At 63.7% G+C, this 20800-nt stretch carries 21 protein-coding genes; 12 read left to right on the top strand and 9 right to left on the bottom strand.

Annotated elements, in window-relative coordinates:
- Positions 1-19: 19 nt before the first annotated feature.
- The 4 genes from AACW18_RS18420 (at position 20) to tldD (ending at position 3406) form a co-directional block, all read left to right on the top strand.
- Complete coding sequence (locus AACW18_RS18420) at positions 20-352, top strand: Dabb family protein (RefSeq protein WP_218292614.1); 333 nt, start codon at positions 20-22, stop codon at positions 350-352.
- Positions 352-951: a nucleotidyltransferase domain-containing protein gene (locus AACW18_RS18415; RefSeq protein WP_218292613.1), complete on the top strand. Its 600-nt coding sequence runs from the start codon at positions 352-354 to the stop codon at positions 949-951. Before AACW18_RS18420 ends, AACW18_RS18415 begins: the two co-directional genes overlap by 1 nt.
- A gap of 3 nt (positions 952-954) precedes the next feature.
- Complete coding sequence (locus AACW18_RS18410; protein ID WP_042651889.1) at positions 955-1761, top strand: carbon-nitrogen hydrolase family protein; 807 nt, start codon at positions 955-957, stop codon at positions 1759-1761.
- 196 nt (positions 1762-1957) lie between these two features.
- Positions 1958-3406: a metalloprotease TldD gene (tldD, locus tag AACW18_RS18405; RefSeq protein ID WP_218389493.1), complete on the top strand. Its 1449-nt coding sequence runs from the start codon at positions 1958-1960 to the stop codon at positions 3404-3406.
- A 124-nt stretch (positions 3407-3530) separates the two neighbouring features.
- Here tldD and AACW18_RS18400 read toward each other — a convergent pair whose 3' ends face one another.
- The 3 genes from AACW18_RS18400 to AACW18_RS18390 form a co-directional block, all read right to left on the bottom strand.
- On the bottom strand, positions 3531-3734 hold the full coding sequence (locus AACW18_RS18400; protein WP_042651891.1) for a hypothetical protein: 204 nt from the start codon (positions 3732-3734) through the stop codon (positions 3531-3533).
- 117 nt (positions 3735-3851) lie between these two features.
- Entirely contained in the window at positions 3852-4571 is a 720-nt protein-coding gene (locus AACW18_RS18395; protein ID WP_218389492.1) for a MarC family NAAT transporter, read from the bottom strand.
- Between the two features lie 131 nt (positions 4572-4702).
- Positions 4703-6019: an MFS transporter gene (locus tag AACW18_RS18390; protein WP_218389491.1), complete on the bottom strand. Its 1317-nt coding sequence runs from the start codon at positions 6017-6019 to the stop codon at positions 4703-4705.
- Between the two features lie 155 nt (positions 6020-6174).
- On the opposite strand from AACW18_RS18390, the gene AACW18_RS18385 reads away from it, so the two are divergent.
- Complete coding sequence (locus tag AACW18_RS18385; protein WP_218389527.1) at positions 6175-6852, top strand: adenine nucleotide alpha hydrolase; 678 nt, start codon at positions 6175-6177, stop codon at positions 6850-6852.
- A 78-nt stretch (positions 6853-6930) separates the two neighbouring features.
- Here AACW18_RS18385 and ypfJ read toward each other — a convergent pair whose 3' ends face one another.
- Together ypfJ and AACW18_RS18375 are read right to left on the bottom strand one after the other, a co-directional pair.
- Positions 6931-7785, bottom strand: coding sequence for a KPN_02809 family neutral zinc metallopeptidase (gene ypfJ / locus AACW18_RS18380; protein WP_218389490.1), 855 nt, complete (start codon positions 7783-7785; stop codon positions 6931-6933).
- Between the two features lie 72 nt (positions 7786-7857).
- Complete coding sequence (locus AACW18_RS18375) at positions 7858-8121, bottom strand: hypothetical protein (protein ID WP_218292608.1); 264 nt, start codon at positions 8119-8121, stop codon at positions 7858-7860.
- A 204-nt stretch (positions 8122-8325) separates the two neighbouring features.
- Between AACW18_RS18375 and AACW18_RS18370 the strand changes: the two genes are divergently transcribed.
- A complete protein-coding gene (locus AACW18_RS18370; protein ID WP_042651896.1) occupies positions 8326-8847 on the top strand; it encodes a GNAT family N-acetyltransferase in 522 nt (173 codons plus the stop codon).
- A 67-nt stretch (positions 8848-8914) separates the two neighbouring features.
- On the opposite strand, the gene AACW18_RS18365 is transcribed toward AACW18_RS18370, so the two are convergent.
- Complete coding sequence (locus AACW18_RS18365; protein ID WP_126623235.1) at positions 8915-9091, bottom strand: hypothetical protein; 177 nt, start codon at positions 9089-9091, stop codon at positions 8915-8917.
- A 784-nt stretch (positions 9092-9875) separates the two neighbouring features.
- On the bottom strand, positions 9876-11153 hold the full coding sequence (locus tag AACW18_RS18360; protein WP_218389489.1) for a cation:proton antiporter: 1278 nt from the start codon (positions 11151-11153) through the stop codon (positions 9876-9878).
- 204 nt (positions 11154-11357) lie between these two features.
- On the opposite strand from AACW18_RS18360, the gene metH reads away from it, so the two are divergent.
- From metH to rimK, 4 genes are all read left to right on the top strand, one after another.
- Positions 11358-15041 carry a methionine synthase gene (gene metH / locus AACW18_RS18355; RefSeq protein WP_218389488.1) on the top strand — a complete coding sequence of 1228 codons (3684 nt, stop codon included), beginning with the start codon at positions 11358-11360 and terminating at the stop codon, positions 15039-15041.
- A 26-nt stretch (positions 15042-15067) separates the two neighbouring features.
- Positions 15068-15484, top strand: coding sequence for a hypothetical protein (locus AACW18_RS18350; protein WP_218389487.1), 417 nt, complete (start codon positions 15068-15070; stop codon positions 15482-15484).
- Positions 15485-15617: 133 nt separating this feature from the next.
- The gene (locus AACW18_RS18345) at positions 15618-16682 is read left to right on the top strand and encodes a Gfo/Idh/MocA family oxidoreductase (protein WP_218389486.1); all 1065 of its coding nucleotides are present in this window, start codon (positions 15618-15620) and stop codon (positions 16680-16682) included.
- A gap of 114 nt (positions 16683-16796) precedes the next feature.
- A complete protein-coding gene (gene rimK / locus AACW18_RS18340; protein ID WP_033131517.1) occupies positions 16797-17693 on the top strand; it encodes a 30S ribosomal protein S6--L-glutamate ligase in 897 nt (298 codons plus the stop codon).
- A 63-nt stretch (positions 17694-17756) separates the two neighbouring features.
- Here rimK and AACW18_RS18335 read toward each other — a convergent pair whose 3' ends face one another.
- The gene (locus AACW18_RS18335) at positions 17757-19007 is read right to left on the bottom strand and encodes a sensor histidine kinase (protein WP_218389485.1); all 1251 of its coding nucleotides are present in this window, start codon (positions 19005-19007) and stop codon (positions 17757-17759) included.
- A gap of 15 nt (positions 19008-19022) precedes the next feature.
- A complete protein-coding gene (locus tag AACW18_RS18330) occupies positions 19023-19715 on the bottom strand; it encodes a response regulator transcription factor (protein ID WP_218328732.1) in 693 nt (230 codons plus the stop codon).
- Positions 19716-19805: 90 nt separating this feature from the next.
- Here AACW18_RS18330 and AACW18_RS18325 point away from each other — a divergent pair, with 90 nt between their 5' ends.
- Positions 19806-20222 carry a hypothetical protein gene (locus tag AACW18_RS18325; protein ID WP_033131514.1) on the top strand — a complete coding sequence of 139 codons (417 nt, stop codon included), beginning with the start codon at positions 19806-19808 and terminating at the stop codon, positions 20220-20222.
- Between the two features lie 87 nt (positions 20223-20309).
- Positions 20310-20783, top strand: coding sequence for a hypothetical protein (locus AACW18_RS18320; protein WP_218389484.1), 474 nt, complete (start codon positions 20310-20312; stop codon positions 20781-20783).
- Positions 20784-20800: the final 17 nt, after the last annotated feature.

Below are 20800 nucleotides of genomic sequence, written 5' to 3'. Positions count from 1 at the left end.
CAATCACAAGGAGTGAGCCATGATCCGACACATTCTGCTGATCACCTTCAAGAGAGAGGTCCAGGCCGACGGTATCGCGGCTGTCAGGGCAGCCTTTCTCGACATCCCGGCCAAGGTCAGTGGCGTGGTAGCCGTCGAGTGGGGCCAAGATGACAGCCCAGAAGGGCGCGCCGAAGGCTTCACCCACAGCGTGCTGATGACCTTCGCCGACGAGGCCGCCCGCCAGTGTTACCTGCCCCATCCGGCTCATGCTGCTCTCAAGGCCCTCTTTCACCCCGTGCTGGCACGTATCATAGTGCTGGATTACACCCTGCAAGCCGGGGATGCGGTCCTTGCAAAGAAGCCGTCGTGATGGTTGATGAGCGTTGCCCTGCTATTCCGCTACTTCAACGTGCTCTGCTGCAAGCCGTGATTGAGCATGGCGCGGCTCACCCTGCCATAGACGCTGGAGTGGTGGTTGGGTCACTCGCGAAGGGCAAGGCCGACAGGGTGTCCGATGTCGATGTCTTGTTGCTGGCTACGCCGGGTTTTCACAATCAGGCGGCATCACTGGTGCGGTCTATTGTGGGTGAGCGCGAAGTATTCCACTGCTGGCAGGGAAAGCATGAAGAGGTTTGTTCCTACTGGCGTTATATCTTCTATGACATGTCCAGCATAGAGATCCACATCCTCGATAGTGGCACCGAGTTTCCTCTTGCCAAGCCTTACTTGCCTCTCTTCGATAAAACATCTTGTCTACCGGGGTTGGAGGTAGGAGGCGCGGCGCCAAGTCACTGGGATTTTCCAGCCTATATCGCCGATGGCGATGGTTTGGTATGGGAATTGTTTGATTGCCTTAAATGGGCCCAAAGGGGCCAACGAGATCTGGTCCGACACCATCTTCGCAAACTGTTGAGCGAAATGGATAAAGACCCGAATATCAGGACTGCCATCAACGCCGACAAGGAGTGAGTCATGTGGTTAGCCGCAATACAGCTGGTGTCCGGTCGGCACTGGCAGGATAACCGGGAGCAGATCGCCGCCGAGCTGGCCGCCTTGCCCAAAGCGCGTCCCTTGCTGGTACTGCTGCCGGAAAACTTCGCCCTGTTTGGCGAGCGCCAGGGCTATCTGGACAACGCCGAAGCGATCGGTGAGGGGCCCATCCAGCAACAGCTGGCCCTGTGGGCCCGGGAGCAGGGGATCTGGCTGGTGGCCGGTGCCATGCCCACCCGTATTCCCGGCTCCAGCCATATCCACACCAGCTCGCTGGTGTTCGATCCCAACGGGGATCTCAAGGGCCATTACCACAAGATCCACCTGTTCGACGTGGACGTGGCCGACAACCAGGGCCGCTACCGGGAGTCGGAGACCTTCAGCCCCGGCCAGGATCCCGTGTTGGTGGACTCCCCCTTTGGTCCCCTCGGCCTCTCTATCTGTTATGATCTGCGCTTCCCCGAGCTCTATCGTCGGCTGAGCCGTGCCGGTGCCCGGGTGCTGCTGGTGCCGGCGGCCTTCACCGCCGTGACCGGCGAGGCGCACTGGGAGCCGCTGCTGCGGGCCCGCGCCATCGAGAACCAGTGCTATGTGGTGGCCGCCAATCAGGGCGGCAGCCATGAGACGGGGCGCCAGACCTGGGGCCACAGCATGGTGATCGATCCCTGGGGCCGGGTGCTGGCCTGTCAGCCATCGGGCCGTGCGACCGTGCTGGCGAAGATGGACCCCGCCCTCGGCGAGGAGCTGGCGCGGACCATGCCGGTGCTGCAACACGCCCGATTGCTGTAGGTTTGCATGGGTTCGATTAGCCGCATGGCGGCGCAATCGGACTAGCGCGAAACGGCCGCATCGAGAGTTCGTGAATACCCTTGCATATGGCACACATGACGTTCGATTGCGCGTCGCGAATCGAACCTACTTTGCCCTTTCTCGTTGAGACAGGGGATTTTATTACGACATCTCCCAGCGAGAATGGAGAACAAGATTGAGTCTATTGAGCCAGGTTAGTGCCTCATTGTTGGCCCCGAACGACCTCGATGAAGGACGGCTGCAGCAACTGCTCGGCAGCCTGATGAGCCATCAGGTGGAGTTCGGCGACCTCTATTTCCAGCGCAGCTGGCACGAGTCCTGGATGCTGGAAGATGGCATCGTCAAGGATGGCAGCTACAACATCGACCAGGGGGTCGGGGTGCGCGCCGTCAGCGGCGAGAAGACCGGCTTCGCCTACTCCGACGAGCTGAGCCTGCTGGCGCTGCAACAGTCGGTCACCGCCGCCCGTGGTATCGCCGCTGCCGGCGCCCAGGGCAAGGTGAAGGCCTGGGCTCGCACCGAAGCGAACCTGCTCTATCCGGCGATGGATCCGCTGCAGACCCTCGACAAGTACCAGAAGATCGCGCTGCTTGAGCAGATGGACAAGTTTGCCCGCAGCCTGGATCCCGCCATCAATCAGGTGATGGCCTCCATCAGCGGCGTCTATGAAGAGATACTGGTGGCCGCCACCGATGGCACGCTGGCCGCCGACGTGCGCCCGCTGGTGCGGCTATCGGTGACCGTCATCGCCGAGAAGGGCGATCGCCGCGAGCGCGGCAGCGCCGGCGGCGGTGGTCGCTGCGGTTATGACCATTTCCTGGAGCTGGACGGGCTGGAGAGCCGGGCCTTCGGCTATGTGCGCGAGGCGGTGCGTCAGGCGCTGGTCAACCTCGAGGCCATAGATGCCCCGGCCGGCACCATGCCGGTGGTGCTCGGCGCCGGCTGGCCCGGTGTGCTGCTGCACGAGGCGGTGGGTCACGGCCTGGAGGGGGACTTCAACCGCAAGGGCTCGTCCGCCTTCGCCGGCCGCATCGGCGAGCAGGTTGCCTCCAAGCACTGCACCATAGTCGATGACGGTACCCTGGTGGGCCGACGCGGCTCCGTCAGCATCGATGACGAGGGCACGCCGGGCGGTTACAACGTGCTGATCGAGAACGGTATTCTCAAGGGCTACCTGCAGGACAAGCAGAACGCCCGGCTGATGGGGGTACCGCTCACCGGCAACGGTCGTCGCGAATCCTATGCCGCCCTGCCGATGCCGCGGATGACCAACACCTACATGCTGGCGGGTCAGTACGATCCGGCGGAGATCATCGCCTCGGTGAAGAAGGGCATCTATGCCCCCAACTTCGGCGGCGGTCAGGTGGATATCACCTCCGGCAAGTTCGTCTTCTCCGCCTCCGAGGCCTATCTCATCGAGGATGGCAAGATCACCGCCCCCATCAAGGGCGCCACGCTCATCGGCAACGGCCCAGAGGCCATGAGCCAGGTCTCCATGGTGGGCCACGATCTGGCATTGGATCGCGGGGTCGGGGTCTGTGGCAAGGAGGGGCAGAGCGTGCCGGTCGGGGTCGGCCAGCCGACCCTCAAGCTGGATCAGCTGACCGTGGGCGGGACCCAGTAAGGGGCCAAGCTGCCTGCATCCGCTAACAAAGACCCCGGCCAGTGCCGGGGTTTTTTATTGGCGCTGGCGGCCGGGCGCAACAAAAAGCCCCGGGCAGGGCCGGGGCTGGGGGAGGCAGGGCGGGTCAGTTGACCGAGATGGCCCTGGCGTCGATGTAGTAGTGCGGCCTGCCCTGGGGATCGATCCGGATCTGGGCCACCAGGCGGTTGGACTCCCGGTGTTCCCATCCCTTGGCCTGCCGGCTGGGGGACGGGCTGGTGACACCGACCACGGTCAGGTACTCATGAAACAGGCTGTAACTGCGGATCTCGGTCAGCATCTTTTCCATTGCATCTCTCCTGAGGGGGTGGATAGGGTGGTATCACCTTAGTCCTCATTAGCTGAATGCTGGCTGTACAAAAAATAACCACAACGGGCCGTTCCGCTGACCCTTATTCCAATCCGCTCAGGATCCGCGTGCCTCCAGTGTCAGCTTGACGGCCTCCTCGCCCGGCCCCGTGGTCTTGTGCTGTACCTGGGCGGCGGGCGCGCCGTGGAACACGGGATCCTGCGCCACTTCCTTGATGCCGTTGATGCAGAACTGCATGCCCATGCACACCAGCAGGAAGCCCATGATGCGGGTCATGGCGTCGATGCCGGTGGCCCCCAGGATCTTGCAGACCGGATCCGCCAGCTTGAGCACGCCCCAGCTGAGCAGGCTCATCAGGGCGAAGGCGGTGACCACGGCGGCATAGATGACGAAGCGGTTGTAGTCGGTCGGCAGCTCGGCTATCTGGGCGGCGCCGCTGATCACCAGCGCCATGGTGCCTGGCCCGCACATGCTGGGCATGGTGAGCGGCACGAAGGCGATGCTCTGGTTGATGTCGACCCCGGCGGCCTGGCTGGGGGCGGGGAACAGCATGCGAAAGCCGATGAAGGCGATGATCAGGCCACCGGCCAGTCGCAGGCCGGGGATGGAGATCCCGAACAGATCCAGGATGGATGATCCGATGAAGAAGCTGACGCAGAGGGTGGCGAACAGATAGATGGCGGCCAGATTGATCTGGCGGCGCACGTGTTCACGGGACATGCCCTTACTCAGTCCGAGCAGCAGGGTGGCCGTGGTGGGGGGATTGACCATGGGCAGCAAGGCCAGCAAGGCAATGAATACGACCTGGAAAAACATCTTTCACCTCGGGGTGGTTGGCAAACAACAGGGCCAGACGGTGGTCTGGCCTTAAGGGGGGGCTACTCTACGGGAGCCTGGCTGAATATAGCTGGAACAAAGGGGCCCCGAAAGTCTGGGGCCCGCACCGGTCAGACGGCCTGTGGCGCGACCTGACGCTGACCGCGCTGCCGCAGCCAGAACAGCAGGCCGAGGACGAAGCCCAGCCCGGCCAGGCTGACCACATAGTGGGAGGGGGCCAGCACGTCGTTCTTCATCCAGAGGGTGACCAGCATAGGAGTCAGACCGCCGAAGATGGCGTAGGCCACGTTGTAGGAGAACGACAGCCCGGAGAAGCGCACCACGGCCGGGAAGGCGTTGACCATGACGTAGGGCACGGCCCCGACGATGCCGACGGAGAAGCCCGCCAGCATGTAGAGCGGGATCAGCTGATCCATGCCGGCCGCCAGGCCGTGGTAGAAGGCGTAGCAGGAGCCGGCCAGCAGCAGGGAGCCAAACACGAAGGTGGGGCCGCTGCCGAGGCTGTCGATCAGGCGGCCATAGAAGATGCAGCCCAGGGTGAGCGCGACTATGGCCAGAGAGTTGGCGGTCAGCGCATCGGCCGGGCTGATGCCGTGCACCTTCTGCAGATAGGTCGGGGTCATCAGGATCACCACCACTATGCCGGCGGAGAGCAGCCAGGTCAGCAGCATGGAGACGATGACGCTGCCCTTGTGCTCACGCAGCACCGTCTTGAGCGGCAGCTCCTCGGCCAGCGTCTTGTTGGCCTGCATCTCGGCGAACACCGGGGTCTCGTGCAGCCAGCGGCGCAGGTACATGGCGACTATGCCGAAGATGCCACCGAGGACGAAGGCCAGACGCCAGCCCCAGTCGCTCACCTCGACCGGGCTCATGCCGCGGTTGATGGCGGTGGCGACCAGGGAGCCAAGCAGGATGCCGGCCGTCAGACCTGCCGTGAGAGTGCCGCAGGCGAGCCCTATCCGGCGGGCGGGCACATGCTCCGCCACGAACACCCAGGCGCCGGGGACTTCACCGCCGATGGCGGCCCCTTGCAGGATCCGCAACAGCAGCAACAGCAGCGGGGCGGCGATGCCGAGGGCGGCATAGGTGGGCAGCAGGCCGATCAGCAGGGTGGGCAGCGCCATCATGAGGATGCTGAGGGTGAACATGCGCTTGCGGCCGATGAGATCGCCGAAGTGCGCCATGATGATGCCCCCGAGCGGGCGGGCCAGGTAACCGGCGGCGAAGATGCCGAAGGTCTGGAACTGGCGCAGCCATTCGGGAATGTCGGCCGGGAAGAACAGCTCGCCGATCACCACGGCGAAGAAGACGAAGATGATAAAGTCGTAGAATTCGAGGGCGCCGCCGAGGGCGGCCAGACTCAGGGTCTTGTAATCCTGCCGATTGAGGGGGCGGCCGTGATCATTGCGTTGCGTGACTGTGGTCATATCCTTATGTTTCCCATCGTTTTTTTAGTTATTGTTCCCCATCCTTTGCGGGGACTCGCTCACCAACGAGGGTATGCTTTTGTATCCCGGAATGTAAATCGCACAATTCGCAACACAGTCTTGCAGCTTCTTGGTGCAAGCGGAGTGGAAACATGATGACAAAGAAGAAGGTACTGCTCTCCTGGAGCAGCGGTAAAGACAGTGCCTGGGCACTGCATCAGTTGCAGCAGGATCCGGCCATCGAGGTGGTGGGGTTGTTCAGCACCCTGAACCAGGAATTTGAGCGGGTCGCCATCCACGGGGTGCGCAAGCAACTGCTGATGCAGCAGGCCGAGTGCCTTGGCCTGCCGCTGCGCACCCTGGATCTGCCCTGGCCCTGCAGCAACGAGGATTACGCCCGTATCATGAGCGGCTTCGTGGCCGAGGTGGTGGCCAGCGGGATCCGGCATATGGCGTTTGGGGATCTGTTCCTCGAGGATGTACGGGCCTACCGCGAGCGGCAACTGGAGGGCACCGGCATAGAGCCGTTGTTCCCGCTCTGGGGCAGCGACACGACCGAGCTGGCGCAGAGGATGATCGCCGCCGGCTTGAAGGCGCACATCAGCACCCTGGACCCCAGCAAACTGGCCGCCAGCCTGGGGGGCCATGCATTCGATCAGGCCCTGCTGGCCGCCCTGCCCGCCGGGGTGGATCCCTGCGGTGAAAACGGCGAGTTCCACACCCTGGCCGTGGACGGCCCCATGTTCTTGCGGCCCCTGGCCATCGAAGTGGGGGAGACGATAGTGCGTGATAGCTTCGTCTACACGGATCTGCTGCCGAAGGCGTCGGCCTGACCCGGCCGGCTCTTCACCGGGTCGCCGAATGCAACAAGGCCGGATCCCCAGGGATCCGGCCTTGTTGTCGTGCCCGCTTCAGCGGGCGGCGAAGGTGTCGCAACTGGCGGGCTTGCCGCTGTCGAAGCCGCGCTTGAACCAGGCGAGGCGCTGGGCCGAGCTGCCGTGGGTGAAGCTGTCCGGCACGACCCGGCCCTGGCCACGCTGCTGCAGGCGGTCGTCGCCGATGGCCTGGGCGGCGTTGAGTGCCTCCTCCAGATCGCCGTGCTCCAGCACCTGCTCCCGCTCCATGTAATTGCCCCAGACGCCGGCGAAGCAGTCGGCCTGCAGCTCCAGCTTGACCGACAGCTTGTTCTGCGCGGCCTGACTCAGCCCCTGCTGTTGCTGGCGCACCTTGGCCGAGATGCCGAGCAGGGTCTGCACGTGATGGCCCACCTCATGGGCGACCACGTAGCCCTGGGCGAAGTCGCCATCGGCCCCCAGCTTGTCGCGCATGTCCTGATAGAAGGAGAGATCGATGTAGACGGAGCTGTCCGTCGGGCAGTAGAAGGGGCCCATCACCGCCTGACCCTGGCCGCAGCCGGTGCGGGTGGCGCCGCGATAGAGCACCAGCTTGGGCGGTTGGTAACGGCTGCCGCTTTGGGAGAAGATCTCGCCCCAGGCATCCTCGGTGGAGGCGAGCATCACGGAGGTAAACTTGGCCAGGGGATCGCTGGCCGGCTGAGACGGGTTCTGACGCTGAGCCTGGCCCTGCTGGGCCGGCTCGTCGAGCAGGGGGCTCAGATCCACACCGTAGTAGCCGGCCACCAGCACCACGACTACCAGGATGAGGCGCCCCTTGCCGCCGATGGGCAGGCCACCGCCCCCGTTGCCACCGCCCTGTTGGCGCCTGTCTTCCACATTGCTGCTCTCACGGCGATCTTGCCAGCGCATACCCGCACACTCCCCTTCTTGGCTGTGGCAGTAATGATAATGGCTGGCGCTGCGCCCTGCCTAATGAGGGCGTTACTCGGCCCAGGGCATCTCGGGCAGGCTGTCGAGGAACTCGGCGTAGCGGGTCAGGTTGAAGGGACCCTGCTCGGCCTCCATCGCCATCAGCTCGGCGCCGAGGGCGCAGGCGATGTATTGCAGCGCCTCTTCCCGTGGGGTGCCTTTCATCACCAGCCGCATCAGGGTGGCTTTCACCTGCGGGGGGTGACCGTCGGTGAGCTGGTTATCGACCATCTCCAGCAGTGCCTGTTCGTCGAAGAATTCGGTGTCGTCCGTCATGGTGTCTGTCCTGCTTGTTTGAAGAGGGGGCATTATAGCCGGAACCGGTCCGCGGCTCGCGCCTGAGGGGGATAAATAGCTGGTGTGGGGCGCCGATCGGCTGGGCCAGTATCGGCACATGCTCGCTTTTGCACGCGAGATCTTGCCAAGGCGGCGACGCGGGGGCAGTCTTGATGGCCTGTTTTTCCGACAAGAGTCCTGATCATGATCCTCTCCGAGCGCCTCGTCTTGCGCGAACTGACCGCTGTGGACGCCCCCTTCATCCTCGAGCTGCTCAACGACGGCGACTTCCATCGCTACATCGGCGATCGCGGCGTGCGCACCTTAGGCGACGCCGAAGACTATATCCAGCAGGGGCCGGCGGTCAGCTACGCACGCCACGGGCACGGCCTCTATCTGGTGATGCGACGGGAGGATGAGGCCAGGCTCGGCATCTGCGGCCTGATCAAGCGTGACACCCTGCCGTGCGAAGACATCGGCTATGCCTTCCTGCCCGCCTATCGTGGCCAGGGTTACGGCATAGAGGCGGCGCGGGCGGCGCTGCAGGACGGGCGGGAGCGGCTCGGCATCGAGCGGGTGATCGCCATCGTCACGCCGGGCAATGAGCGCTCGGTCGGGCTCTTGGCCAAACTGGGGCTGAGTCAGGGTCGGCTGGTCAAGCTGGGTGAGAGCGAAGAAGAGTGTCTGCTGCTGGAGGTGCCGGGGCGAGAGAGCTGTCCGGTCTAGGGCTTGCTGGCAAAGGGGCCGCCGTGAGTTGCGGCCGGTCTGCGTCGGTGCTGCCGTTGGGCAGGGATCAGTTGAGATCTTCGATGGAGAACTCGCCAGCTGTGCCATCACAGGAGATGGCGAAGCCACCGCTGAAACGGGTACTGAACTGGATCAGGAAGGAATCGTCATCCTGCTCTTGCGGGGGCAGGTTGATGGGTTTGCTACGACGCAGGGGTTTGTGTGTTTGTATGGCTTTCATCATGGTATTTCTCTATATAAATTAAGTAATTGCTCCTTGTTTTGGCAAATGTAGGTCGATGGGCGCGGTCAGCTCATATGGCAAACAAGCACGCAGGAATACCCAGCCCGGTCAAGGGCGTCTGCACTATCAAGGAATATGCGGATGCATAGTTCAAATTGGGTGGGCAGATCGGGTCTGCACCGTGAGAGCCGGGCAACGCAGGCAGACAGCCTGACGGTTCTCAAGGCGAGTAAATCAGAGGGAGGTTATGCGGGTACTGGCTGGATTCATCCGAAGGTGAAGCATTGCAGGGGTAACATAAACAGGGCTGATTAACTAGCCGGGGCGCATTCTCGCCTCGCGATGGATAAAAAGCAACCTGTATTTGGCAGAAATTTAGCCACAGGCCCTGATGTTCTGGCCAGCGCAAGAAAAAAGGGCTCCCGGTGGGAGCCCTTTTTGTTGGCAGTATCGTACGTCCGGTTGCGGATCAGTAACTGCTGCCGGCCTGCTTGGCCGCGGTGATCCACTGGCGTGATGGTCATGCCTCTGCCATGACGTCGGCGCTTGGCCTCGCGGGCATTCGATATGAAAAAGGGCCCCGGTGGGAGCCCTTTTCGTTGATGCATGGGATGTACCGCCGTGGATCAGTAGCTGCCGCTGGCCTGCTTGGCCGCGGTGATCCACTGGCGTGATGGTCATGTTCCTGCCATGACTTTGCCGCTTGGCCTCGCGGGCATTCGATATGAAAAAGGGCTCCTGTTAGGAGCCCTTTTCGTTGATACATGGGATGTATCGCCGTGGATCAGTAGCTACCGCTGGCCTTCTTGGCCGCGGTGATCATCGGGGTGATGGTCATGCCCTGCACCACGATGGAGAACATCACCACCGAGTAGGTCATCACCAGGATCACCTCCCGCAGATCTACACCGTGCTCCGGCAGCACCATGACGCCGGAGGGCAGCGCCAGCGCCATGGCCATGGCCAGGCCGCCGCGCAGGCCGCCCCAGGTCAGGATGCGGATGGAGAAGGTGTTGTAGCTGCGGAAACGGCGGAAGGCGACGTAGGGCAGGGACACGCTGATGAAGCGGGCGGCCAGGCAGAGCGGCACCGCGATGACCAGCAGGATCCAGTCTTGCCAGGCGAGATCCAGCAGCACCAGTGCCAGGCCGATCAGCAGGAACAGCAGGGCGTTGAGGAACTGATCCATCAACTCCCAGAAGTGATCAAGGTGGTGGCGGCTCTGCTCGGAGAAGCCGGACTGGCGGGTCCAGTTGCCGATCATGATGCCGGTGACCACCATGGCCAGGGCGCCGGAGACGCCGATCATGTTGGCGAAGGCGAAGCCCGCGGTCGGGATGCAGAGCGTCAGCAGCAGCTCGAGGGAGCCGTCATCGGTGGCGCTGATCATCACGTGGGCGATGAGGCCCAGCACGGCGCCGAACAGGATGCCGCCGAGGGCCTCATGCAGGAACAGACCGGCCACGCTGCTGAAGGTCGGCTCGACCCCGCCGAAGGCCACGGCAAACACGGTGGCGAAGATCACCAGGCCGACGCCGTCGTTGAACAGGGATTCCCCCTCGATCTGGATGGCGATCTGGGGTGGCGCCTTCATCTTCTTGACGATGGCCAGCACGGCGATGGGGTCGGTGGGGGAGATCAAGGCACCGAACAGCATGCAATAGACCAGCGGCAGCTCCCAGCCCAGCAGCTTGGCGATGAACCAGAAGCCATAGCCGATGATGAAGGTGGAGAGCAGGGTCGCCACTATGGAGAGAATGGTGATCTCCCACTTCTGGCTACGCAATGCCTTTAGATTGATGCCGAGGCCGCCGGCGAACAGCAGGAAGCCCAGGATCCCCTTCAGCAGGAAATTCTGGAAATCGATGCTCTCCATGGTCTCGATGGCCAGAGGTTCCAGATTGAACCAACCCAACTTACCAAACAGCACCATCAGCGCGGAGATCAGCATGGATCCTGCGGTGATGGCGATGGTGGTCTGGATCTTCACAACATACTGGTTGGCAAAGGCGATGAAGATCGCCAGCGCTGCCAAGAAACAGAGTGTGTAGTAGACGCTCATAGTTATTTTTCTCTTTAGTAAACAGCAAGCACGTGTCCGAATTAAGGACGGGCATAGGGTACTCCCGGCTCAGGGTGCACTCATTACCTATTTATGGTTATATTTAATCATCGCTACGGACAGATAGACGGCTAGATTTCCATTTAATTTGTTTGCTGCTAGGATGGGCGACGCGCAGTTGCATGGATGTAAGAGGATCGAGCGGTGTCGAGCATAAAGTCGGACATAAAGAAGAAACTGGAAGCCTGTCTCAGGGAGCGGATCCTGATCATCGACGGTGCCATGGGCACCATGATCCAGGGCTACAAGCTGGGTGAGGCGGACTATCGCGGTGCGCGTTTTGCCGATTGGCATACCGACATCAAGGGCAACAACGATCTGCTGGTGCTGACCCGACCCGGGGTGATCCGCGAGATCCACGATCAATATTGCGCCGCCGGGGCCGACATCCTCGAGACCAACACCTTCAACGCCACCCGTATCGCCATGGCCGATTACGAGATGGAAGCCTTCTCCGCCGAGATCAACCGCGAGGCCGCCCGTCTCGCCCGCGCCGTCGCCGACGACTGGACCGCCAAAGAGCCCCACAAGCCGCGCTTCGTGGCCGGGGTGCTGGGCCCCACCAACCGCACCGCCTCCATCTCGCCGGACGTCAACGATCCGGGCAAGCGCAACGTCACCTATGACCAGCTGGTGGCCGCCTACACCGAATCGACCCATGCCCTGATCGAGGGCGGCGCCGACCTCATACTGATCGAGACCATCTTCGATACCCTCAACGCCAAGGCCGCCGCCTTCGCGGTGGAAGGGGTGTTCGAGGAGCTGGGTTATGCGCTGCCGGTGATGATCTCCGGCACCATCACCGATGCCTCGGGTCGCACCCTCTCCGGCCAGACCACGGAAGCCTTCTACCATTCGCTGCGCCACGTCAAACCGCTGTCGTTCGGCCTCAACTGTGCGCTCGGCCCGGACGAGCTGCGCCAGTACGTGGAGGAGCTGTCGCGCATCAGCGAGAGCCATGTCAGCGCTCACCCCAACGCCGGTCTGCCCAACGCCTTCGGCGAGTACGATCTGGATGCGGGCGAGATGGCCGAGCACATCCGCGAGTGGGCCCAGAGCGGCTTCCTGAACCTGGTGGGGGGCTGCTGCGGCACCACCCCGACCCACATCCGCGCCATGGCGGACGCCGTGGCGGGTATCCGACCGCGCGCCCTGCCCGAGCTGCCGGTGGCCTGCCGGCTCAGTGGCCTCGAGCCGCTGATCATCACCGCGGACTCCATGTTCGTGAACGTGGGGGAGCGCACCAACGTCACCGGCTCGGCCAAGTTCAAGCGGCTGATCAAGGAGGGGCTCTACGACGAGGCCCTGGACGTGGCCAAGCAGCAGGTCGAGAGCGGCGCCCAGATCATCGACATCAACATGGACGAGGGGATGCTGGACGCCGAGGCGGCCATGGTGCGCTTCCTCAACCTGATCGCCGGCGAGCCGGACATCGCCCGGGTGCCTGTGATGATCGACTCCTCCAAGTGGGAGGTGCTGGAGGCGGGCCTCAAGTGCGTGCAGGGCAAGCCGGTGGTCAACTCCATCTCCATGAAGGAGGGGGAGGAGAAGTTCATCCAGCAGGCCAAACTGCTGCGTCGCTACGGCGCCGCCGTCATCGTGATGGCGTTCGACGAGGTGGGCCAGGCCGATACCCGCGACCGCAAGTTCGAGATCTGCCAGCGCGCCTACCGCATCCTGGTGGACAGGGTCGGCTTCCCGCCGGAAGACATCATCTTCGATCCCAACATCTTCGCCGTCGCCACCGGCATCGACGAGCACAACAACTACGCGGTGGACTTCATCGAGGCGGTGAAGGACATCAAGGACAACCTGCCTCACGCCATGATCTCCGGCGGCGTCTCCAACGTCTCCTTCTCGTTCCGTGGCAACGAGCCGGTGCGCGAGGCCATTCACGCCGTCTTCCTCTACCACGCCATCCAGAACGGCATGGACATGGGGATAGTCAACGCCGGTCAGCTCGCCATCTATGAAGACATCCCGGCGGAGTTGAAAGAGAAAGTCATCGCCGTGGTGCTCAACCTCAACGACAACGCCACCGAGGATCTGCTGGCCATCGCCGAGAAGTATCGCGGCGCCGGGGCCCAGGCCGAGGATCCGCGGGATCAGGAGTGGCGCAGCTGGCCGGTGGGCAAGCGGCTGGAGCACGCCCTGGTCAAGGGCATCACCGACTTCATCGAAGAGGATACCGAAGAGGCGCGGGCCGGGGCCGAGAAGCCGCTGCACGTGATCGAGGGGCCGCTGATGGACGGCATGAACGTGGTCGGCGATCTGTTCGGCGCGGGCAAGATGTTCCTGCCCCAGGTGGTGAAGTCGGCGCGGGTGATGAAGCGCGCGGTGGCCTACCTGCAGCCCTATATCGAGCAGGAGAAGGAGGGGGGCTCCAGCAACGGCAAGATAGTGATGGCCACGGTGAAGGGAGACGTGCACGACATCGGCAAGAACATCGTCGGCGTGGTGTTGCAGTGCAACAACTACGAAATCGTCGATCTCGGGGTCATGGTCTCCTGCGAGAAGATCCTCAAGACCGCCCGTGAGGTGAATGCCGACATGATCGGATTGTCCGGCCTGATCACCCCTTCCCTCGACGAGATGGTGCACGTGGCCAAGGAGATGGAGCGTCAGGGGTTTACACTGCCGCTGCTGATCGGTGGTGCTACCACCTCCAAGGCGCACACCGCGGTCAAGATAGAGCAGAACTACCGTGAACCCGTGGTCTATGTGTCGAACGCATCGCGGGCGGTCGGGGTGGCTCAGAGCCTGCTCAACCCCGAGCTCAAGCCCGCCTTCGTGGCCCGCATCGACAAGGAGTATGAGATAGCTCGGGAGCAGCATGCCCGCAAGCAACCGAGGTCCAAGCCGGTCAGCCTGGCCCATGCCCGCGCCAACCGCCAGCAGTTGGACTGGGTCGGCTATCAGCCGCCAGCCCCCCGCGAGCCGGGCGTGCAGACCTTCGAAAATGTGCCCATCTCGGTGTTGCGCCCCTACATCGACTGGACGCCCTTCTTCCTGAGCTGGGAGCTGGCGGGCAAGTATCCGCGCATCCTGGAGGACGACGTCGTCGGTGAGGAGGCGACCAAGCTGTTTGCCGATGCCAACGCCATGCTGGATCAGCTCGAGCGCGATGGCAGCGTGCGCTGCGCCGGCATCATAGGCCTGTTCCCCGCCAACGGCGTCGGTGACAGCATCGAGGTCTATACCGACGAATCGCGCACCGAGGTGCGCAAGGTGTTGCACCACCTGCGCCAACAGAGCGAGAAGCAGGGCTTCCCCAACTACTGCCTGGCGGACTATGTGGCGCCGAAAGAGAGCGGCAAGCCGGACTGGATCGGCGCCTTCGCCGTGACCGGCGGCATCGGCGAAGAGACCATCGCCAACGCCTACAAGGCCCAGCATGATGATTTCAATGCCATCCTGGTGCAGGCGGTGTGCGACCGCCTGGCGGAAGCCTTCGCCGAGTACCTGCACGAGCAGGTGCGCAAGCGGCATTGGGGTTATGCCCAAGATGAGGCCCTCAGCAACGAGGAGCTCATTCGCGAGAACTATCAGGGCATACGCCCGGCCCCCGGCTACCCGGCCTGCCCTGAGCACACCGAGAAGGGCAGCATCTGGGAGCTGCTGGGCGTCGAGCAGGCCATCGGCATGCAGCTGACCGAATCCTACGCCATGTGGCCGGGGGCGGCGGTGTCCGGCTGGTACTTCTCCCATCCCGACAGCAAGTACTTTGCGGTGGCGCAGATCCAGCAGGATCAGGTCGAAGACTACGCCCAGCGCAAGGGCATGACCCTGGTGGAAGCCGAGCGCTGGCTGGGGCCTAACCTGCATTGATCGGGTGTAAGTGGTCAGGAGAGGAAATGGACAAGGCAAGAGATGATGAGGCATGGCCGGATGAGGTGTTGATTGTCCGCTGTCTGGCCGAAGCGGATGAAGAGGGATACATCGATTTCAAGGTGTTCTGTCGGGCTCTGGATGTATCGGCCTCTGCGCTGGCCGGCTTCTTCCATGAGCGCGATCGCTTCTATGACTCGCCGGAGATGGTGGCCCTACGTGAAGGGTTAAACCACAGGGTAGAGTGGCGTGAACGCAAGCGGCGGGACGGCACGTCCCATGAACCAGCCCGGTTCGTGGTGAAGCAGGCGCAGATCCATCGGGATCATCTCGCATGCTTTCTGCAACGGTCGGAGCGATACATCACCCGGGCCAGGGCAGACTTTGATCGGGCTGTGCTGCGCTGGCGCATGGAGCAAAGCGGGGTCGGCCCCCTCCATTGAGCCAGCTTCCCCTTTTTATTGATATGAAGGTGATGCCTCCTCTGGGCGTGTCACCTTGCTTGCGCCAGCTCGGTGTGACCTGGCCACCCGGTTATCCCATTCACGGGTTTATGGGCCCTGAATCGAGGTGATGATGAGGATTGGATTTGTCGGCCTGGGGGCCGTGGTGGAGACCGCTTATCTGCCGGCGCTGCAGACCCTGGCGCCCGATGTCGCCTTGTGGGGATTCGATCCCGCACGCTCCCTGCCCGGGGTGACCCCGGTACCTAGCCTGGAGGCGCTGCTGGCGCTGCCGCTCGATCGACTGGTCATCGCCACCCCCTCCCTGCTGCATCTACCCGTGCTGGAGCTGGCGCTGACTAGTGAAGTGCCGATCATCCTGGTGGAGAAGCCCGTGGTGGCCAGCCTGAGCCAGCACGACAGCCTGCAGGCGCGGCTGGCCGATCCCGCGCAGGCGAGCCGGGTGCTGGCGCTGGATCACTGGATGGCCCGCGCCGCGGTGCAACGGCTGCTGAGCGGCACGCTGGGGGCCGATTGGCAGTTGCTGACGGGGGACGAGGCCAGAATCACCCCGGCGACCATAGATGATGTCAGCGCGGTGGAAGGCTTTCTGCTGGAACCCTGCGGGATCGATGCGCAGGGGCGGCCCTTCGCTCTCAACTTCGCGACGGGGGAGCCGGATCAGCGGGAGTTTCGCCATCCGGACGGGGTCATCCTCGACATAGGCACCCATGTGCTGGCCATGATCCGCGAGCTGCTGGTGGCTCTCGGCGGGGACGACCGCCTGCAACTGGCCGCCTCCGAGGTCTGCGATCGGCTGGGTCAGCCCATCCTGCGGGGGGATCTGCACAGCGCCGAAGGGCGCGCCTGCCTGCGGGGGGAGGCGGCCGGGGTGCCGCTGACGCTCTGGCTCGACAAGTACGCCGGTCCCGGCATAGAGCGCAAGGGGCTCTGCCTGCATCTCAAGGATGGCCGCCGCATCGAGCTGTTTCGCAGCGGCAACCAGGAGTGGCTGCACCATCACGACCAGGGCGTGGTGCATCGATGGCAGCATTTGGGGCCGCTCTATCGCGACTGCATAGCCCAAACCCTGCTGGCGCCTCTTCCCGCCAAGGGGTGGCAGGGGACCACGGCCCGCCGCCTGCAGGAGGTGGGCTTGCTGCTCGAGGTGCAACAGCTGCTGCGCGGTCCGCATTGAATCTGTTTTAGGGCGATCTTGCAGAAAGACACATGGTGAGGGGAAAGGATTGGCGTTGCCAGACGTTCATGGCACCTTATACTCTCCAGTCCGATTATCAGGTCTGCCATTTCCATGAATATTGCCATTTTATCCCGCGAGCCCAACAACTACTCCACCCGCCGCCTGGTCGAGGTGGCACGGGCCCGTGGTCATCAGGTTGAGGTGCTCGACACCCTGCGCTGCTACATGAACATCGCCTCCCACAGCCCCTCCATTCATTACGAAGGACGGGAGCTGGAGAGCTATGACGCCGTGATCCCGCGCATCGGCGCCAGCATCACCTTCTACGGCACCGCCGTGCTGCGTCAGTTCGAGATGATGAACACCATGGCCCTCAACAGCTCGGTGGCCATCTCCCGCTCCCGCGACAAGCTGCGCGCCATGCAACTGCTCTCCCGCCACGGCATAGGCCTGCCCATCACCGGCTATGCCCACAGCACCCACGATGTGCCGGATCTCATCACCATGGTGGGCGGGGCGCCGCTGGTGGTGAAGCTGCTGGAGGGGACCCAGGGAATAGGGGTGGTACTGTGCGAGACCCAGAAGGCCGCCGAGAGCGTGATCGAGGCCTTCATCCAGACCAACAACAACATCCTGGTGCAGGAGTATATCCGCGAGGCGAACGGCGCCGACATCCGCTGCCTGGTGGTTAACGGCAAGGTGGTCGCGGCCATGCGTCGTCAGGCCCAGCCCGGGGAGTTTCGCTCCAACCTGCACCGTGGCGGCACCGCCGAGGCGATCAAGATAAGCCCCGAAGAGCGGGCGACTGCGGTGCAGGCCGCCAAGATCATGGGACTGGATGTGGCCGGGGTGGACATTCTGCGCAGCGCCCGCGGCCCGCTGGTGCTGGAGGTGAACTCCTCGCCGGGCCTGCAGGGGGTGGAGGCGGCCTCCGGCAAGGACGTGGCGGGCAAGATCATCGACTTCCTGGAGCTCAAGGCGAGTCGCAAGCACAAGCCGGCCGAGTGACGACGGTGACCAGGGATGATTGGAACAGACAAGGCGCCTTCGGGCGCCTTGTCGTTTCTAGCCTTAGCCGCCCGGGGAGGTGGGGTTGGGGAGCTGGGATGGGGTGGTCAGCATCTCCAGCCTGGCGCTGAAGAGGCCCCCTTCCAGCCGGGTGGCGATCCGCCAGCCCAGCTTCTCGCAGATGCGCTGGATGATGGTCAGGCCGCAGCCGTAGCCGAGGATCTGATCCGGCGCCGCCGCGGTGGGATTGCTGATGGTGAGGGTCTGCCCTGTCAGCACTATCTCGATGTGACCGTCGGCGTAGCTGAGGGCATTCTTGAGCAGGTTGCCGAGCGCGATGGCGAGCAGGGAGAGCGGGGCCTGCACCTCGCTCTGCTCGTCGAGGCTGAGGCGGATGTCCAGGCTCTCGCGCTGCAACAGGGGGGCGAGCCGAGCCAGCTCCCGCCGGATCAGCGGCGCCACCCGTTGCGGGGGGCGCTCGACCGCCTCCTTGCGCCCCAGCAGCAGGAAGGTCTCGGTGAGCAGTGCCATCTCGTCGCTGGCGGCGCGGATGCGGCTGGCTGCCCGGGCGGCGGGAGCGGGCAAGTCCGCCACCTTGCCGAGCAGGGCGGCGGAGCCCTGGATCACCATGTTGGGGGTGCGCAGCTCGTGGCTGGCGAAGCGGCTGAACTCCTGCTCGCGGGCGAACACCGCGGCCACCTCCTGCTTGCCTGCCAGCAGCGCCAACTCGATCTCCCGCAGCTCCTGCCAGGGGGCATCCGGCACGAAGTCCGCCTGATCCGGGGTGAGGTGGGCGACCCGTTGGCGCAGTCGCTCCAGTGGCCGGGTGATGTGGCGCACCAGCCAGATGCCGAACGCGATGCAGCCCAGCAGCAGGGTCAGGCCGATCAAGCGGGTGACCAGGTGCAGCTTGTCTTCGTAAGGATCCAGGTAGTCGTCGGCGTCATCGTTGAACACCAGATAGAGCAGGCCCTGGCCGGAGGGGTGGGGCCGCACCAGGAAGTGCTTGTCCTCCTTGCCGAGCTGGTGCTCGAAGAAGCCCGGGCTCTGGTAGGCCTTGAGCCAGGCGGGCAGGCGACCGTGCTCGGTCCAGTAGCTGGAGAACTGGCGCGGGCTGGGTGCCGGGGCCGCGGTGCCGAGCCGCAGCCAGTCGTCGTTGTAGCGGGTCACCTCCGCCTCCAGCCAGTGGCGCAGGCTCAGCTCCTCCATCTTGTCCTCTGCCACCACCATCAGCAGGCTGAGGATCACCAGCAGCAGCAGCCCGGCCCCGCCCAGCGCCAGGATCAGGCGGCGACGCAGACTGGGCAGGCTCACGGTGCCACCTGCGCGTCAGCTGTCATTGGCATGCTCGCTCCCAGGCTTCACCAGTCGGTAACCCTGACCGTGCAGGGTCTCCAGCATGGGGGTGGGGAAGGGCTTGTCCAGCGTGTTGCGCAGGGCATAGATGTGACTGCGCAGGGCATCGGAGTCGGGCTCCTCATCCCCCCAGACGGTGTCGAGCACCTCCTGGCGGCTGACCAGGGCCGGGGCCCGGCGGGTGAGCAGGGTCAGGATCCGGAACGGGATCTTGCCGAGTTTCAACTCGACGCCGGAGCGGCTGGCGCGGCCACTGGCGGGATCCACCTCCAGCTCGCCGAAGCGAAGCGCCCCCAGATCGGTGCGGGGGCCGCGCAGGGCCAGCGCCTGCAGCCTGACCTCCAGCTCCTCCATGGCGAACGGCTTGACCAGATAGTCATCGCCGCCGGCGCGAAAGCCGGCCAGCTTGTCGTCCAGCCCGTCGCGGGCGGTGAGAAACAGCACGGGGGTCGCAATGCCATCGGCCCGCAGCCGCTCGACGGTGCGCAGGCCATCGAGGCGCGGCATCATCACATCCATGATGATGACGTCGAAGCGCTGCTCCGCCAGCAACTGCAGCGCAGCCTGGCCGTGATAGGCGCAGTCCAGTCGGTGCCCTGCCAGCTCCAGATAATCCATGATGGTTTCCGCGACCTGGGGATTGTCTTCCACCACCAGTATTTTCATGTTCTGATCTCCTGGTCTCGACCGATATTTCACGGTTATTTCACAGCGGATACGCCATCCTGTGTGCCAGTGTAACCCCGAGGATCCCCGATGAAGAAGCCTCTCTGTGCTCTCCTGCTGCTCATCTTGCTGCCATTTGGCACTGTGCAGTCGGCCGAGTTCAAGCTGACCGGCCGCACCACCTGGCAACTGGGCCAGCTGATGGTCAACGGCATCCCCTTCGCGATCGACGGCCAGACCCGCTTCAAGGATGGGCTGAGTGAAGACGATCTCGGGGGCAGCTGGGTCGATCTGGAAGGGGTGGTGCAGGGGGAGCAGCGGCTGATCCGCGAGGTGGAGACGCTGGAAGAAAAAGACCAGATGGAGCTGGAAGGACCTGTGGCCCAGGGGCGGATCTGGGGCTATGTCACCTCGGACGACAGCCTGGCGCCGTTCGAAGGGCGCTGGTTGGAGCTGGAGTGCCGATTCGATGGCATGCGTCTGAGCCGCTGCCGTGAAGATGATTGAGGCGCCCACAGCAGCGCCGACCGGAAAAAGTGCCCATCCAGGCCCATAGTTAAACCTCATCGCCGGTTGACCATGGGCCTGTTTGCTATGACCAGAACCGCATTGCTGCTGTGGGTGTTACCGTTTTGCACCCTGGCCACCGAGGCCGAACTCTGGCTGGTGGAGCTGGAGCACAACGACGGCATCCATCTGCAGTTTCAGGGTGCCGAACTGGAGCTGGGCAGTGCCGCGTTGACCGGGGTGAGCCAACCCGAGGATCTCAGGCCCGGCATGCGGCTCGCCATCCTGAGCCGGTACGGCGTTGCCCAGCAGATCCGGGTACTCGCCACGGCGCCGGATCTGGCGCAGAGCAGCCAGTGGCTGCGGGCAGAGGACAGGCTGCTCGCCACCGCAGGGGAGACCTTGCTGTTGCAGGAGCTGGGAGTGCTGGTGTTCGATGCCGGCACCCGCTGGCTCAACGGCAGCCCCGCCGACCTGCAACCGGGCCTCAGGCTGGTGCTGAGCCGCGATGAGGATGGACGCTTGACCGAGGTGCTGATCCCCAATCCGGAAGATGAGTAAGGTAGCGTCACAGGATG

The organism is Aeromonas sp. sia0103 (assembly GCF_963895295.1).
In the GTDB taxonomy this organism is placed as follows: Bacteria; Pseudomonadota; Gammaproteobacteria; order Enterobacterales; family Aeromonadaceae; genus Aeromonas; species Aeromonas encheleia.
Note: the sequence above shows the minus strand (reverse complement) of the source record. Positions and strands in the feature narration are given on the sequence as shown.